16 protein-coding genes are annotated in these 13,996 nt (G+C 38.8%); 1 reads left to right on the top strand and 15 read right to left on the bottom strand.

The genetic code is table 11. The features are described from left to right. Positions 1 to 46: 46 nt before the first annotated feature. From zapA to rsxC, 14 genes are all read right to left on the bottom strand, one after another. Positions 47 to 472: a cell division protein ZapA gene (gene zapA / locus BMZ41_RS00680; protein ID WP_090166562.1), complete on the bottom strand. Its 426-nt coding sequence runs from the start codon at positions 470 to 472 to the stop codon at positions 47 to 49. A gap of 74 nt (positions 473 to 546) precedes the next feature. Next, positions 547 to 1,560: a Holliday junction branch migration DNA helicase RuvB gene (gene ruvB, locus BMZ41_RS00675; protein ID WP_090166564.1), complete on the bottom strand. Its 1,014-nt coding sequence runs from the start codon at positions 1,558 to 1,560 to the stop codon at positions 547 to 549. Positions 1,561 to 1,597: 37 nt separating this feature from the next. Next, a complete protein-coding gene (gene ruvA / locus BMZ41_RS00670) occupies positions 1,598 to 2,215 on the bottom strand; it encodes a Holliday junction branch migration protein RuvA (RefSeq protein ID WP_090166566.1) in 618 nt (205 codons plus the stop codon). A 19-nt stretch (positions 2,216 to 2,234) separates the two neighbouring features. Then, positions 2,235 to 3,668, bottom strand: a complete 1,434-nt coding sequence (gene miaB / locus BMZ41_RS00665; RefSeq protein ID WP_090526372.1) for a tRNA (N6-isopentenyl adenosine(37)-C2)-methylthiotransferase MiaB — start codon at positions 3,666 to 3,668, stop codon at positions 2,235 to 2,237. A gap of 14 nt (positions 3,669 to 3,682) precedes the next feature. Then, the gene (locus BMZ41_RS00660) at positions 3,683 to 4,927 is read right to left on the bottom strand and encodes a glutamate-5-semialdehyde dehydrogenase (RefSeq protein WP_090526370.1); all 1,245 of its coding nucleotides are present in this window, start codon (positions 4,925 to 4,927) and stop codon (positions 3,683 to 3,685) included. Beyond that, the gene (locus tag BMZ41_RS00655) at positions 4,914 to 5,513 is read right to left on the bottom strand and encodes a 5-formyltetrahydrofolate cyclo-ligase (RefSeq protein WP_090526368.1); all 600 of its coding nucleotides are present in this window, start codon (positions 5,511 to 5,513) and stop codon (positions 4,914 to 4,916) included. Before BMZ41_RS00655 ends, BMZ41_RS00660 begins: the two co-directional genes overlap by 14 nt. Continuing rightward, positions 5,494 to 5,715, bottom strand: a complete 222-nt coding sequence (locus BMZ41_RS00650; RefSeq protein WP_176754442.1) for a DUF896 domain-containing protein — start codon at positions 5,713 to 5,715, stop codon at positions 5,494 to 5,496. The genes BMZ41_RS00655 and BMZ41_RS00650 overlap by 20 nt, the downstream gene beginning before the upstream one ends. Position 5,716: 1 nt before the next feature. Continuing rightward, the gene (proB, locus tag BMZ41_RS00645) at positions 5,717 to 6,550 is read right to left on the bottom strand and encodes a glutamate 5-kinase (protein ID WP_090526366.1); all 834 of its coding nucleotides are present in this window, start codon (positions 6,548 to 6,550) and stop codon (positions 5,717 to 5,719) included. 155 nt (positions 6,551 to 6,705) lie between these two features. Continuing rightward, entirely contained in the window at positions 6,706 to 7,497 is a 792-nt protein-coding gene (locus BMZ41_RS00640) for an RnfABCDGE type electron transport complex subunit B (RefSeq protein ID WP_090526364.1), read from the bottom strand. Between the two features lie 13 nt (positions 7,498 to 7,510). Beyond that, positions 7,511 to 8,095, bottom strand: coding sequence for an electron transport complex subunit RsxA (gene rsxA, locus BMZ41_RS00635; protein WP_090526362.1), 585 nt, complete (start codon positions 8,093 to 8,095; stop codon positions 7,511 to 7,513). Further along, complete coding sequence (gene rsxE, locus BMZ41_RS00630) at positions 8,095 to 8,955, bottom strand: electron transport complex subunit RsxE (protein WP_090166578.1); 861 nt, start codon at positions 8,953 to 8,955, stop codon at positions 8,095 to 8,097. Before rsxE ends, rsxA begins: the two co-directional genes overlap by 1 nt. Beyond that, positions 8,948 to 9,571, bottom strand: coding sequence for an RnfABCDGE type electron transport complex subunit G (locus tag BMZ41_RS00625; protein WP_090166580.1), 624 nt, complete (start codon positions 9,569 to 9,571; stop codon positions 8,948 to 8,950). The genes rsxE and BMZ41_RS00625 overlap by 8 nt, the downstream gene beginning before the upstream one ends. Further along, positions 9,564 to 10,520 (bottom strand): RnfABCDGE type electron transport complex subunit D, encoded by a 957-nt coding sequence (locus tag BMZ41_RS00620; protein WP_090166581.1) that lies wholly within the window; start codon positions 10,518 to 10,520, stop codon positions 9,564 to 9,566. Before BMZ41_RS00620 ends, BMZ41_RS00625 begins: the two co-directional genes overlap by 8 nt. A gap of 16 nt (positions 10,521 to 10,536) precedes the next feature. Beyond that, a complete protein-coding gene (rsxC, locus tag BMZ41_RS00615) occupies positions 10,537 to 11,856 on the bottom strand; it encodes an electron transport complex subunit RsxC (RefSeq protein WP_090526360.1) in 1,320 nt (439 codons plus the stop codon). Positions 11,857 to 12,023: 167 nt separating this feature from the next. Here rsxC and BMZ41_RS00610 point away from each other — a divergent pair, with 167 nt between their 5' ends. Then, positions 12,024 to 13,082, top strand: a complete 1,059-nt coding sequence (locus BMZ41_RS00610) for a ribonuclease H-like domain-containing protein (protein ID WP_090526358.1) — start codon at positions 12,024 to 12,026, stop codon at positions 13,080 to 13,082. Between the two features lie 110 nt (positions 13,083 to 13,192). Here the strand turns inward: BMZ41_RS00610 and BMZ41_RS00605 are convergent, their stop codons facing one another. Continuing rightward, complete coding sequence (locus tag BMZ41_RS00605) at positions 13,193 to 13,966, bottom strand: CheR family methyltransferase (RefSeq protein ID WP_090166587.1); 774 nt, start codon at positions 13,964 to 13,966, stop codon at positions 13,193 to 13,195. Positions 13,967 to 13,996 lie beyond the last annotated feature (30 nt).

Raw genomic sequence — 13,996 nt, 5'->3', positions numbered from 1 at the left:
TTACTATTTATAAAAATAAAAACGAGTCCCTATGAAGGGACTCTGATTAGTTGTCTGATAACGAACCTAGAAGAGCATCCTCTAGGGAAGCCTCAAGCTTTGTCTTATGAAGAAGAAGCTCTTTGTTCTCCTTCTCAAGCTTTGCAATAGTCTCTTCTAATGTCTCAGTTTTCAGCTGAGCTGAAATTAAATCATGCTTAAGATTATATATTTCTTTGTCACGAATATCTAAATCTGACTCCAGAGATTCAACCTGTGTTTTGGCTTTGAAGTAGTCGTCAGCAATATTCAGCTCTAGTAATGTTGCTTTAAGGTCAGCTGAAATACGCTTGTATCCATCAATTGAATTAAACTCATCAAGCTTAGAATTGATGTAATTAGCTACGCGCTGAAGGTATTCCTCCTCCTCGTAACCACTTAACGTATATACTTTTCCGCCTATAAGCACCTTTGCGCTTTTTTCGGAAACCATAACGCATCCTCCCGTCAGAATTTCATGTTTAATTATATATTTCTTTAGGCTTAAAAACAAGTATTTTGGCTAGTCTAGATAACATTTTCTGGGACCGGCATATTGAAATGTTCATATGCAACCTTCGTGGCTACTCTGCCCTTTGGCGTGCGAATTATAAGACCATGCTGTAAAAGATATGGTTCATATACATCCTCTATTGTACCTGAATCTTCACCAACTGTAGCGGCAAGATTATCAAGTCCTACTGGACCGCCATTAAAACGCTCAATAATAGCAAGCAGTATATTTCTATCGTTATTATCAAGTCCTAATGTATCTACCTCAAGAGAATCAAGAGTGGCAGAAGCTACCTCCTTTGTAATCTCACCATCATAACGAACCTCCGCATAATCTCTTACGCGCTTTAGGTATCTATTGGCAAGACGAGGAGTTCCTCTAGAACGAAGAGCTATCTGATATGCGCCCTCATAATCTATTGGAGCATTAAGCTTTGCCGCAGAAGCTGTGACAATAGTAGAAAGCTCCTCTGGAGTGTAATAATCCATATGTCCAATGATTCCAAATCGATCTCTAAGAGGTGCAGAAAGAAGTCCCGGTCTTGTAGTAGCACCAATTAAAGTAAATCTAGGAAGCTTTGTGTGAATTGAACGGGCTGTAGTGTCTTTACCCATAACAATATCTACAGCAAAATCCTCCATTGCTGAATAGAGAGTCTCCTCTACAGGCTTTGAAAGACGATGGATTTCATCAATAAATAAGATATCTCCATCCTTAAGAGTCATGAGCACAGCTACAATCTCGCCTGGGATAGTAATAGCTGGGCCAGAGGTAACCTTTATATTAGAACCCATCTCTCCTGCAACAATCCCTGCAAGAGTAGTCTTTCCAAGTCCTGGAGGGCCATATAAAAGCACATGATCCAAGGCATCCCCACGATTCTTTGCAGCCTCAATATAGATTTTCATATTTTCCTTGACCTTAGTCTGTCCGATATAGCCATCAAAAGACTTTGGTCTAAGAGCATTATCATTTACAAGATCTTCATGACTTGCTATTGTTGATGTAATTTGTTTATTTGATAACATTGTAAAACTCCCTGAATTTTTGGTAAAATTCTCTATCCTATAAGAATGACATCTGTTTAAGTGTGTCACTCAAAAGCTGCTCTGTAGTGGTAGACTCGGTGATTGTCATTTTATCGAGAGCACGGGCTGCATTGCTTGCAGAATATCCAAGTGATACCAGTGCTTCAAGAACTTCTTCCTTAACAGAAATAACAGGAATAGAGCTCTTCTTACCTGATAAATCAGAAGTAATCTTAGCTTCAAAGGCACCAATAATATCAACCTTATCCTTGAGATCAATAATGGCACGCTCTGCTGTCTTTTTGCCAATTCCAGGACATGCAGCAAAAGCCTTAGCATCTTCTCCTGCTACAGCAAACTGAATATCACTAACTGTCATGTTACTAAGGATAGCAAGGGCTCCCTTAGGACCAATTCCACTAACTGAAAGAAGAAGCTCAAACATCTTAAGCTCCTCCTTATCATAAAATCCATATAAAGTAAGAGAATCTTCTTTTGGAATGAGCTTTGTATTAAGCTTTACTTCTGAGCCAATATTTGGCAACTGCCTGATTGTACTCATAGATGAGCTAATAGCATAACCCACTCCATTATTCTCTATAATAACAATATTCTCATCAATATCTGAAAGTGTGCCGCGAACGTAAGCAAACATACACTCTCCCCCTTGTTGTTTATTCTGAGATTTCTCCTATGAAGTAGAATCCCTTACAACAGTTTAACCTAACCTTAACGATTTTTCCAATCATAGATTCATCTCCTGGGAAATGAACAGTTACGTTGTTTGCAAGCTTACCTGAAACAAGTGAAGCATCCTGCTCGTTAACCTCTTCTACAAGAACCTCCTGCACAGTTCCCTCTAAAGACTTAACCTTATCATGGCCATGCTTCTGAACAAGGGCAAGAAGTCTGTCGAAACGATCCTTTACAACATCCTCTGGCACCTGATTCTCCATAGCCGCTGCAGGTGTTCCTGTTCTCTTAGAGTAGATGAAGGTAAATGCTGAATCATAGTGAACCTTATCTACTACATCCATAGTATCAAGGAAATCTTCCTCTGTCTCACCAGGGAAACCGACGATGATATCGGTAGTAATTGCTACATCAGGAATACGGGCACGAAGCTTCTCAACCAAGCCAAGATAGTGCTCCTTTGTGTAGCGACGATTCATCTTCTTAAGGATTTCTGTGCTACCTGACTGAAGAGGAAGATGCATGTGATGACAAACCTTATCACATGTAGCCATAGCCTCGATTAATTCATCAGATAAATCCTTTGGATGAGGCGTCATGAAACGAATACGCTTTAATCCCTCGATATCATTTACCATACGAAGAAGGTCTGCGAAAGTAACCTTTTCCTCAAGACCCACACCGTAAGAGTTAACATTCTGTCCAAGAAGCATTACCTCTACAACGCCATCAGCCACAAGACTCTTAATCTCCTCAACGATATCCTCAGGCTTTCTAGAACGTTCACGTCCACGAACATAAGGAACGATACAGTATGAGCAGAAGTTATTGCAGCCAAAGCTGATATTTACACCAGACTTAAATGGGTATTTACGAGAAATTGGAAGGTTCTCTACGATTTTGTCGGTATCCTTCCAGATATCAATAATCATGCCCTTTTTATTGAGAAGTGCTGTAGTAAATAACTCTGCAAATTTATAGAGATTGTGTGTACCAAAAATAAGGTCTACGAACTTGTAATTAGCTTTAAGGTGCTCAATAACTGTAGGCTCCTGCATCATACAACCGCAAAGACCAATCATCATATCCTTATTCTTTTTCTTATAACCGTGAAGGATACCAAGATGACCATAAACCTTATTATTAGCATTCTCACGTACTGTACATGTATTGTAGATGACAAAATCTGCATTCTCATCCTCTGTCTCCACATAACCAATCTGCTTTAAAATACCAAGAAGCTTTTCAGAATCTCTGGCATTCATCTGGCAGCCAAAAGTAGTAACACAGCAAGTAAGCTTACGTCCCTTTTCCTGCTCCTTCTTAGCTACAATCTTCTTTGCTTCCTCAATAAAATAATATTGACGCTCTGGCTCCTGATTTGGAGCATTGTTTAATAAATCTGTAATACTCATTTAAAAATCCTATCTTACTTTCTAATCTGACCATCGCCATAGATGGTGTATTTATAACTTGTTAATGCAAGTAGTCCCATTGGACCTCTTGCATGAAGCTTCTGAGTGCTTATTCCAATCTCAGCACCAAAGCCAAATTCAAATCCATCAGTAAATCTGGTGGAAGCATTTACATAAACACAGGCTGCATCGATTCCACTTAAGAATTTCTCTGCGTTTTCCCTATCATTTGTGATGATAGATTCAGAATGACCTGTATTATATTTATTGATATGGGCGATTGCCTCATCAACATTTGAAACTGTTTTTACAGAGATAATGTAATCCAAATACTCTGTAGCAAAATCCTTTTCTGTAGCTGCATCTGAGCCTTCCATAAAGGCTCTGGATTTCTCATCAGCAAATATCTGCACGCCATGTTCTCTAAGCTTGGAATTCAAAGCTGGAAGAAGTTTTGGCGCTATCTGTTCATTGATTACAAGAGACTCGCAGGCATTGCAAACTCCAATACGCTGAGTCTTAGCATTTTCGATAATGCTAATAGCCATATCAATGTTAGCATCATAATCTACGTAAATATGGCAATTACCTGATCCAGTTTCAATAACTGGAACAGAAGCATTTTCTACTACTGACCTGATAAGACCAGCACCGCCTCTTGGGATGAGCACATCAATGTAATCATTCATGCGCATCATCTGATTAGTAGATTCTCTTGTAGTATCTTCTATAAGTGTTATGGCATCCACTGGAAGACCATTTTCCTTTAAAGAAGCCTTTATTACCTTAACTATAGCTTTATTTGATTCTAATGCGTCACTGCCACCCTTAAGGATAACAGCATTTCCGGTCTTAAAGCAAAGTCCAAAGACATCCGCTGTAACATTAGGTCTGGCCTCGTAAATTACACCTACAACACCAATTGGAACAAGACGCTTTTTTATCTTCAGTCCATTAGGTCGGTCAAATTCTTCAGTAATCTTTCCGATTGGGTCTTCAAGCTCTACAACAACTCTAAGACCATCAGCCATTCCTTTGATACGGCCTTCGTCAAGCTTTAAGCGGTCCAAAAGTCCTTGATTAAGTCCTTTTTTCTCGCCGTTTGCCATATCAATAGCATTGGCACTTATAATTTCAGAGCTGTTTTTCTCAAGTGCGTCTGCCGCGGCAAGAATAGCTTTGTTTTTAACCTCAGTGGAAAGTAGTGCAATCTCGTATTTAGCTTCTTTAGCCTTTGCTGCAAGTTCAATTAATGTCATAGCCTTTTCTCCTTAAGATGCGCCTGTCAGTAACTATAATATCCATTGGAACATCATGCTCCTCTGGGATTATTTCATTATTAATCTGAGAGTTGAAGCAAAGACCAATTTTTGTCACATCACTATTCTGATGGAAAAATCTGTCGTAATATCCCGCTCCATAGCCCAGTCGATTAAGGTTAGTATCAAAAACCAATCCCGGCGTAAATACGACGGTAGCACCATCATTATTATAAACCGGAAGGTCATCATTAGGCTCCATGATGTCGTATGCACCCAGGTGAAAATCTGTAGAAAGATTAGAAACCCTTCTAAAAATCAATTGGTGATTTTCCTTATCAGATACTGGGAAATACAATTCTTTCCCTTTATCTAAAAGATGCTTATACAATAAAAGTACGTCCACCTCTGAGCCAAATGGATAAAAGCATAAAAAAATATTAGCTCTTTCAAAATCAGATTCTAAAAGAGCTTTTAAACTAATAACGATTTGTTGAGATAGGAACTGCCTGTCAAAGGTTGCAATACTATCTCTCATTAATTTGTGTTGTTTTCTAAGATTATTATTATTTTGACTTCTTTCCATATTTTTCGCCAAGGTTTTCTACCTTGCCATTTTCGTCAACAATGTCAATGTTATTGAGCTGCGCACGAACATTTCCTTTGATAGCATCGATATATGCTCTTCTAAGCTTTGCCTGCTCTTCCTTTTCTGCATCAGTAAGACCTTCTGCCTTACTCTTGTGATATAATTCGTTGATTCTTGCAATATCTTTCTCTGTAATCATTTTAATCCTCTAATAAATCTAAGACTCGGACATCATCACGTTTATTAGCGATAAACAATGTGCCCTTATCCTTATTCTCAAAAATACGATGTATATTACCGATGTGTGCTCCGTTAGTAATAACCATATCTGCGCCACTGTAAGTAGCAATCTGAGCTGCTCGAAGCTTCGCAGTCATACCACCTGTACCAACATTTGATGTGCTTTCCTCTGAGGCCATACCCATAACAGCATCCAAGTCCTCAACTATAGGAACAAACTCCGCATCTGGGTTTGTATTAGGATTGTCTGTATAAAGACCATCTATATCTGAAAGCAATATAAGAGTATCAGCCTTAACAAGGGCTGTAACGATAGCTGAAAGGGAATCGTTATCGCCAAACTGAATCTCGTGTGTGGCAACAGTATCATTTTCATTAACAACAGGAATAACGCCAAGTGCAAAGAGCTGCTCGAAGGTGTTACGGGCATTTTCTCTAGACTCTGGGTCAGTCATAGTCTTCTTAGTCATAAGAATCTGACCAGCCCGCTGATTATACTCAGAAAAAAGCTTCTGATAAACCGACATCAAATAAGCCTGCCCAATGGAGGCACAAGCCTGCTTTATAGCCAGGTCCTTAGGACGATCCTTAAGACCAATGGCATAACGACCAACTGCGATGGCACCAGATGAAACAAGACATACATCCTTGCCCTGAGCTCGCAAATCACAAAGTTGTCGAACTAAACGCTCCAGCTTAGTGTAATCAATGTTACCTGTAGCTTCATGTGTAATAGTGGATGAACCAACCTTAACTACAACACGCTTCTTCTTAGTAAAATCATGTCCGTACATAGCGCTTCTCCTATTTATATTCCCCGATATCATACCACTTACCATAACGTTTAGGCAAGAGAAATCAGCGCCATCCTAGTATAACATGCTCCCGCAAGCCAAGTTTATTTTTGGCGCAAAAAACCCTTAGCTTAATTTGCTAAGGGTTTTACGATTTATAAAATTATATGTCTTGGACAAACTTCGGCGCACTTACCACAGCTTGTACACTTGCTTTGGTCGATGTGAGCAAAGAATCCATCTACTGTGATTGCACCAGCCTCACAAGTCTTTTCACACTTGTGACATCCTATACAACCAACCTTGCAGACAGCCATAACATCCTTGCCCTTATCATTATTGTGACAACGAACTGCATGTCCTGCTTCGTAAGGGATAAGCTCGATAAGATGATTTGGACAAGTTTCAACGCACTTACCACAAGCCTTGCAGGCTTCCTTGTCTACTACTGCAACTCCATCGATGATGTGAATTGCATCAAATGGACAAGCCTTTACACAAGAACCAAATCCCATACAACCATAAGAGCAGGCTTTAGGTCCACCACCTGGAACAAAGGCCATTGCTTTACAATCTTCTACTCCAGTGTAATCGTAAAGCTGAGTAGCATGATCACATGTACCATGACACATTACAAAGGCAACCTTACGACCACCTTCCTCTGCCTCAACTCCCATGATTTCTGAAACTAAGGCAGCTACTAGAGCTCCACCGACAGGACAACCATTTACAGGAGCCTCGCCCTTTGCAATTGCAGCTGCAAGACCAGAACATCCGGCATATCCGCAACCACCACAGTTATTTCCTGGAAGTACTGCAAGTACAGCCTCCTCCTTAGGATCAACTGCTACCTTAAATTTTTCAGAAGCGAAACAAAGGAAAAATCCAATAATACAACCGGTAGCGCCAACAATGACTGCTGCCAAAAAAATTCCTGCAATACTCATACGTCAGCCCTCCTTATATTACTCCTGAGAATCCAAGGAATGCCATTGCCATAAGTCCTGCTGTTAAAAGAACTATAGCTGAGCCCTTGAAAGTCTCTGGAATATCGTTGTATTCAATTTTCTCACGAATACCAGCCATGATTACGATGGCAATTGTAAAACCAACAGCAACACCGAAACCATTTATAACTGATTCGAGAATATCGTAGTTGTTAGTTACGTTATTGATGGCTGTGCCAAGAACAGCGCAGTTTGTAGTAATCAAAGGAAGATATACACCAAGTGAATTATAAAGTGATGGCACATTCTTCTTCAAAACCATCTCTACAAACTGAACCAGTGCAGCAATTACAAGGATGAATACAATTGTCTGCATGTATTCAAATCCAGTAGGAGCAAGAATAAATTTGTAAATAAGCGAAGCAACAAAAGACGCTATCGTAATTACGAATATAACTGCTCCTCCCATGCCGGCTGCTGTCTCTACTCTTTTAGAAACACCAAGGAATGGGCAAAGTCCAAGGAACTGAGAAAGAACAACATTATTTACGATTGCTGATGCAACCAATAATAGAACTAAACCTGTAAAATAGCTCATTATTTATCCTCCCCCTTTCCTTCAATATCATCTGCATAAGAAGAATCAGATCCTGATTTTTCTACATCTTCAACATTCTTAGCATTTGCAGTATGCTTTACCTCCTGCTTAACCATCTGTGGCTTTGCCACATCCTTAGGATTAACAGGTGGAAGCTCTTCTACATGATGAACTAATGACTTTCCAGTGCATGCACTTGAAAGTGAACATCCAGAACAGTCACCAGCAAAGCATCCCTGAACAGCTGGCAGTGGCTTGCCTTTTGCTTCCATTCTTTTACGAATAATATTCATTATCGCAACAAGGAAACCAAGTACAAAAAATGCTCCAGGAGCCAAACCAAACAAAGTAATGTGATAATCATTCAAGGCTGCAATATTATTTCCAAAGAATGATCCATTACCTAAGATTTCACGAACCATACCGATAAGGGTAAGTCCAACAGTAAAACCAAGTCCCATACCAATGCCATCAAACATAGATGGTATAACAGGATTCTTTGATGCGTAGCTCTCAGCACGTCCTAAGATAATGCAGTTAACTACAATAAGTGGAATATAGATTCCAAGTGATTCATATAATGAAGGGGTAAAGCCTTCCATTAAGAACTGTACGATTGTAACGAAGGATGCAACAACAACGATGAAGGCTGGCATTCTTACTCTGTCAGGTATGAGATTTCTAAGAGCAGAAATCATCATATTTGATAGTACAAGTACAACAGTTGTAGAAAGACCCATACCGATACCATTGATAGCTGATGTGGTAACAGCAAGTGTTGGACACATACCCAACATCAAAACGAAGGTAGGATTTTCTTTCCAAAGTCCGTTATATAATCTTTCAAGATACTTATTCATTTGCTGCACCTCCTACCAAATAATTGAAGTAGGTAACACCTGCATTTACACCATTTGTTACAGCCTTTGAAGTAATTGTAGCTGCAGAAATGGCATCAACCTCAGAAGATTTAGATGCACCATTTTTTGTAACTGTAAATATCTCTGCTTTTCTATCCACAAACTGTGAAGAGAAAGTACCATCGCCAGTATCTCTGGCTTTCATACCAAGACCAGCGGTCTCAGAAATACTTGTAATAGAATATCCATTAATCACACTTTCATTGGTAATACCCATAGAGAAGGTGATTTTTCCGCCATATCCTGCTGATGAGGTAACAGTGATAATGTATCCAACCTGATTACCATTAACGTCCCAGGCTGTTACACAATTATCAATTGTATCATCAGTATAGCCTGCTTCATGCACTATCTCAGTAGCCTTTTCAGAATCGAATCCCTCTAAAGGCTCATAGGCCTCAGCAGTAGAATAAACTGTCTGATATGCCTTTGTAAGGGCATCCTCCTGAGCTTTTGCTATAGGTGCTTTTGTTATTTCATAAACCAAACCAAGTGCAAAGCCTGCAACAACAGTAATACCTGTAAGAACCAAAGCATCTTTAACTAATTTATTCATTAGCCTTCACCTCCTTTGGTTTTCTCTCACGTTCAATGCCGAAAGCTCTTGGAACAGTAACTCTTTCGATAAGAGGAACAAGAAGGTTGCTAAAGATAATCGCGAAGCTGACTCCTTCTGCACTGTTACCAAAAATTCTGAACAATCCGGTAAGAACACCAAGGCATATACCAAATATCACCTTACCCATAGGTGTAATTGGTGAGGTTACATAATCTGTTGCCATGAAGAAGGCACCAAGCATAAGTCCACCACCACAAAGGTGTGCAACAATGTATGTAGTGTCAAAACCATGACCACCAAATAAAACGATGAATACAACAAAACTTAAAATGTAAACACCAGGAATTGTTAAATCAATTACTCCTAAAAGAATAAGGATAATAGCTCCAATTAAAATACAAAGAGCACTTGTCTCACCGATAGTACCACCTGTACGACCAATAAGCATATCAAGCGTATTAACCAACTCGCCATTTTTGAGACATGCAAGAGGTGTAGCTCCTGCGACACCGTCATACTCAAAATGTGTCATTGTAGCGGCAAAAGAAATAACAAGGAATGCTCTACCACCAAGTGCTGGATTCATAAAGTTCTGTCCCAGACCACCAAACAGCATTTTAACTACAACTATCGCAAATACGGAACCAACTACTGCCTGCCAAACAGGAAGTGTGCTTGGTAAATTAAGTGCAAGTAAAAGGCCAGTAACTGCAGCACTCAAATCCTTGATGGTGCTCTTTTTACCAACTGCCTTTTCAAATAAAAATTCTGAAAGTACACATGTTAGAATACATACTGCAACTAGTAATAATGCTCTAAGGCCAAAATTTATAATACCAAAAATCGTTGTTGGCATAAGGGCAAGGATTACATAAAGCATGATACGGCTTGTATCGTCTTTGGCTCTAACATGTGGAGATGAAGAAACCTTATATAAATTGCTCATGTTTTGCCTTTCCTTTCTACTTTTTTCTCTTATCTGCCAGAACCATCTTCTTCATGGTCTTTATTGCTTGAGCTAAAGGCTGGCGAGCTGGACATACAAAACTGCAGCTACCACATTCGATACACTCAAGACCATACCACTTTTCAAACTGTTCCTTATCACCATGATCAGAAAACTTAGAAAGACGAGAAGGAATAAGATTTTCAGGACAAGCTTCTACACATCTGCCGCAATTAATGCATGCAGTAGTCTCGAACTTAGAAACTTCATCCTCAGATAATGCAACAAGAGCTCCCGATGTTTTTGTAGTAGGTACATCAACATCCATAAGAGCAAAGCCCATCATTGGACCACCTGAAATAAGCTTTTGTGGCTCACGAACATATCCTTCTGCAGCTTCAAGTATTTCCTTGTAGCTTGTACCAATGCAGATACGGAAGTTACGTGGTTCCATGATTGCATCACCTGTGATAGTGAAAATTCTATCCATAACAGGCTTGCCCTCTACTACTGCTGTGTATACAGCATTGATAGTGGCAACATTATCAACGATACAACCTGCATCAGCAGGAAGCTTCTTTGAATTTATCTCTCTACCCGTGCAGGCTTTGATAAGCTGACGCTCACCACCCTGAGGATATTTTGTCATAAGTGGAACTACCTCGAGACGAGGTTCTTTTTCACAGAGCTTTGACAAAGATTCGATAACATCATTCTTATTATCTTCTATTCCAAGAAGTCCCTTTGCTTTTGGAAACAGCTGAAGAATAATCTTCATTCCTGTAATGAGTTTTTCAGGCTCTTCAACCATTGATCTGTAATCAGATGTAAGATATGGCTCACATTCTGCACAGTTTGCAATGATGAACTCAATTTTTTCTGGATTGTTTGGAGAAAGCTTTACGTGAGTAGGAAATCCCGCTCCACCCATACCAACAATTCCAGCGTCCTGAATCTTCTTAATGAGTTCCTCTTTAGAAAGCTTTGTATAGTCATCACAACCTTCAAAGCCTTTCTCAATGAATTTTCCATCGCTTTCAATTACGATGGAGTTTACCATGTCTCCAGTAGGTACTCGCCTAGGCTCAATCGCTTTTATCTTGCCTGATACAGAAGAATAAATAGGTGCAGAAACAAAACCACCCGCATCAGCAATCTTCTGACCTCTAAGTACAGTATCGCCCACTGCAACGCAGGCTACTGCTGGCGCACCAATGTGTTGTGACAATGGATAAACCATTTCTCCCTGTGGCACTAAATCCTTGATAGGCTTTTCCTTTGAAAGTTCCTTGCCGTCATAAGGATGAACACCACCTTTGAATGTCTTAAGGCCCATGTACTTTACCCCTCTTTTGAAAATTTGTTTCATAACACTTAACTAAATTGTATCATTTTGCTGGAAACAAAAGATAATTATTATCATTTATTTTGTATATTTTTAAGTACAAAAATGGTAAAGTAGTTGTGTTGTTTGTGCAAATCATAATAAAAAGGACGCTTTATATGGAAATTATAGAATATAGCTATGACATAGATAATATCAGCTACTCTTTAGATAAATATTTCGATGAGAACACAGTATTTTTCGATATAGAATGTACAGGACTTTCTCCTAGAAAATCCTTCATTTACCTTATCGGATATGCGGTAAGACTTGGAAATAAAATAACTATCACACAGCTTTTAGCAAACAATGAAGCTGAAGAAATAGATGTATTAACAAAGTTTGAAGAAGTACTGGATTGCTACACCACCTTACTGGGCTTTAATTCTACAAGATTTGATGAAGCATTTATCGTAGAAAGATGTAGAAAATATAAGCTCAACACGAAGATTAAAGCTAAGAAACATATAGATATGTATCTTACAACTACAAAGGCAAAATGTCTTTTAGATTTACCAAATTATAAGCAAAAAACTATAGAAGAATTCTTAGGTTTACACCGAGATGACAAATATAACGGTGGCGAATTAATCCCAGTGTATCAGCACTATTCACTTATGGGCGATAAGGAATCAAAAGACCTGATTTTGCTCCATAATTATGAAGATATAAAAGGCATGATATATATTTCAGATATTATGGCATATGCGGATTTACTTAATTCGGATATACGATATGTTAGTCAGGAAAGTGATGGAAATAAGTTGAGATTTGAAATGGAAACCTCTATTAATCTGCCTAACTCCATCAATAAAATTCGTGAATACGGAATGTATATAATAAAAGGTAACCGTATTTACGTTACATTAAATCTATTTAATGGTTCGCTTTTTACCTTCCTGCCAGACCACAGGAACTATTACTATCTCATTAACGAAGATATAATTGTTCCAAGGTCTATTGGTGAAAGCATCGACAAGAACTGTCGCAGACCAGCTCAGAAAAGAGACTGTAAGGTTGCTGCGGAGGGAACATTTTTATCTTTACCAAAGGGTATAGATGTTGGAAGCACCCGCACCTTCCGGGAAACCTACGAATCCAAGGAATCCTTTATTTCCGTAGAGGATATAAGAGAAGATATCTTGCTGAAAATTACCAGATATATGTTAAAGCATTAAAAAAACATCCAGTAGTCGACAATCTCTGAGTTTTACTCAAGCGAAGCTTTCTTCATCTGAGCGGAGTAAAATTCAGGATTGTCGGCGTAACTGGATGTTTTGTAAATTTATTATACTTTCTCGTAATAGAAGGAATATCTTCTCTTATATCCAAGTTCTTTGTAGTCTATTACTTGTTCTGTAGATCCAATGAAAAGGATTCCACCTGTTCTAAGGGATTTGCAGAACTTGTCATAAACCTCTGTTTTAGCCTCATCAGTAAAGTAAATCAATACATTTCGACATACAATCATATCGTAGTTTGTAGGATAAGCATCTCTTAAAAGATTATGTTCCTTAAACTCTACACATTTTTTTACTTCATCACTAATCTGATAAGAACTTCCAACCTGTGTAAAGAATTTCTTCTTCAAATCAGCTGGTACATTAGCAATACTCTTGGCACTGTAAAGTCCTACCTTTGCGGTTGCAATAACCTGTTTATCCAAATCAGTAGCAAAAATCTTAATCTTATTAAGAGGTATATGTTGTGACAGACACATTACTAAAGAGTATGGCTCATCACCTGTAGAACAGGCAGCACTCCAAATTTTAAGGTTCTGTCCTGACTTTTTCATAAGCTCTGGAATAAATTCCTTGCTCATAAGCTCCCATTGCTCCGGGTTTCTGTAAAACTCAGATACATTTATTGTCAGGAAATTTACAAATTCGTCAAAGACTTCCTTGTCATTTTTAAGTAGCATTACATATTCATGATATTCCTTGCACTTATGCTTTGTTACAAGTGAATCGATACGACGGCGCATCTGCTTCTCCTTGTAAGAGCTAAGGTCTATCTTTGTCAAATCATGTACTTCTTTCTTGAATCCTTCGTAATTATCCATATAACACTCCTTAATCGTAAAGATTGCTAA

The sequence above is a fragment of the Pseudobutyrivibrio sp. UC1225 genome (genome assembly GCF_900115215.1).
Classification (GTDB): domain Bacteria; phylum Bacillota; class Clostridia; order Lachnospirales; family Lachnospiraceae; genus Pseudobutyrivibrio.
Note: the sequence above shows the minus strand (reverse complement) of the source record. Positions and strands in the feature narration are given on the sequence as shown.

Coding starts and splice junctions, on each gene's coding strand:
- proB (WP_090526366.1), bottom strand. CDS start 6,550: ATGTACGGACATGATTTTACTAAGAAGAAGCGTGTTGTAGTTAAGGTT.
- BMZ41_RS00640 (WP_090526364.1), bottom strand. CDS start 7,497: ATGAGTATTGCAGGAATTTTTTTGGCAGCAGTCATTGTTGGCGCTACC.
- ruvA (WP_090166566.1), bottom strand. CDS start 2,215: ATGTTTGCTTACGTTCGCGGCACACTTTCAGATATTGATGAGAATATT.
- BMZ41_RS00625 (WP_090166580.1), bottom strand. CDS start 9,571: ATGAATAAATTAGTTAAAGATGCTTTGGTTCTTACAGGTATTACTGTT.
- rsxC (WP_090526360.1), bottom strand. CDS start 11,856: ATGGGCCTTAAGACATTCAAAGGTGGTGTTCATCCTTATGACGGCAAG.
- BMZ41_RS00650 (WP_176754442.1), bottom strand. CDS start 5,715: ATGATTACAGAGAAAGATATTGCAAGAATCAACGAATTATATCACAAG.
- zapA (WP_090166562.1), bottom strand. CDS start 472: ATGGTTTCCGAAAAAAGCGCAAAGGTGCTTATAGGCGGAAAAGTATAT.
- BMZ41_RS00620 (WP_090166581.1), bottom strand. CDS start 10,520: ATGAGCAATTTATATAAGGTTTCTTCATCTCCACATGTTAGAGCCAAA.
- rsxE (WP_090166578.1), bottom strand. CDS start 8,955: ATGAATAAGTATCTTGAAAGATTATATAACGGACTTTGGAAAGAAAAT.
- rsxA (WP_090526362.1), bottom strand. CDS start 8,095: ATGAGCTATTTTACAGGTTTAGTTCTATTATTGGTTGCATCAGCAATC.
- miaB (WP_090526372.1), bottom strand. CDS start 3,668: ATGAGTATTACAGATTTATTAAACAATGCTCCAAATCAGGAGCCAGAG.
- BMZ41_RS00660 (WP_090526370.1), bottom strand. CDS start 4,927: ATGACATTAATTGAACTTGCAGCAAAGGCTAAAGAAGCTAAATACGAG.
- BMZ41_RS00610 (WP_090526358.1), top strand. CDS start 12,024: ATGGAAATTATAGAATATAGCTATGACATAGATAATATCAGCTACTCT.
- BMZ41_RS00655 (WP_090526368.1), bottom strand. CDS start 5,513: ATGGAAAGAAGTCAAAATAATAATAATCTTAGAAAACAACACAAATTA.
- ruvB (WP_090166564.1), bottom strand. CDS start 1,560: ATGTTATCAAATAAACAAATTACATCAACAATAGCAAGTCATGAAGAT.
- BMZ41_RS00605 (WP_090166587.1), bottom strand. CDS start 13,966: ATGGATAATTACGAAGGATTCAAGAAAGAAGTACATGATTTGACAAAG.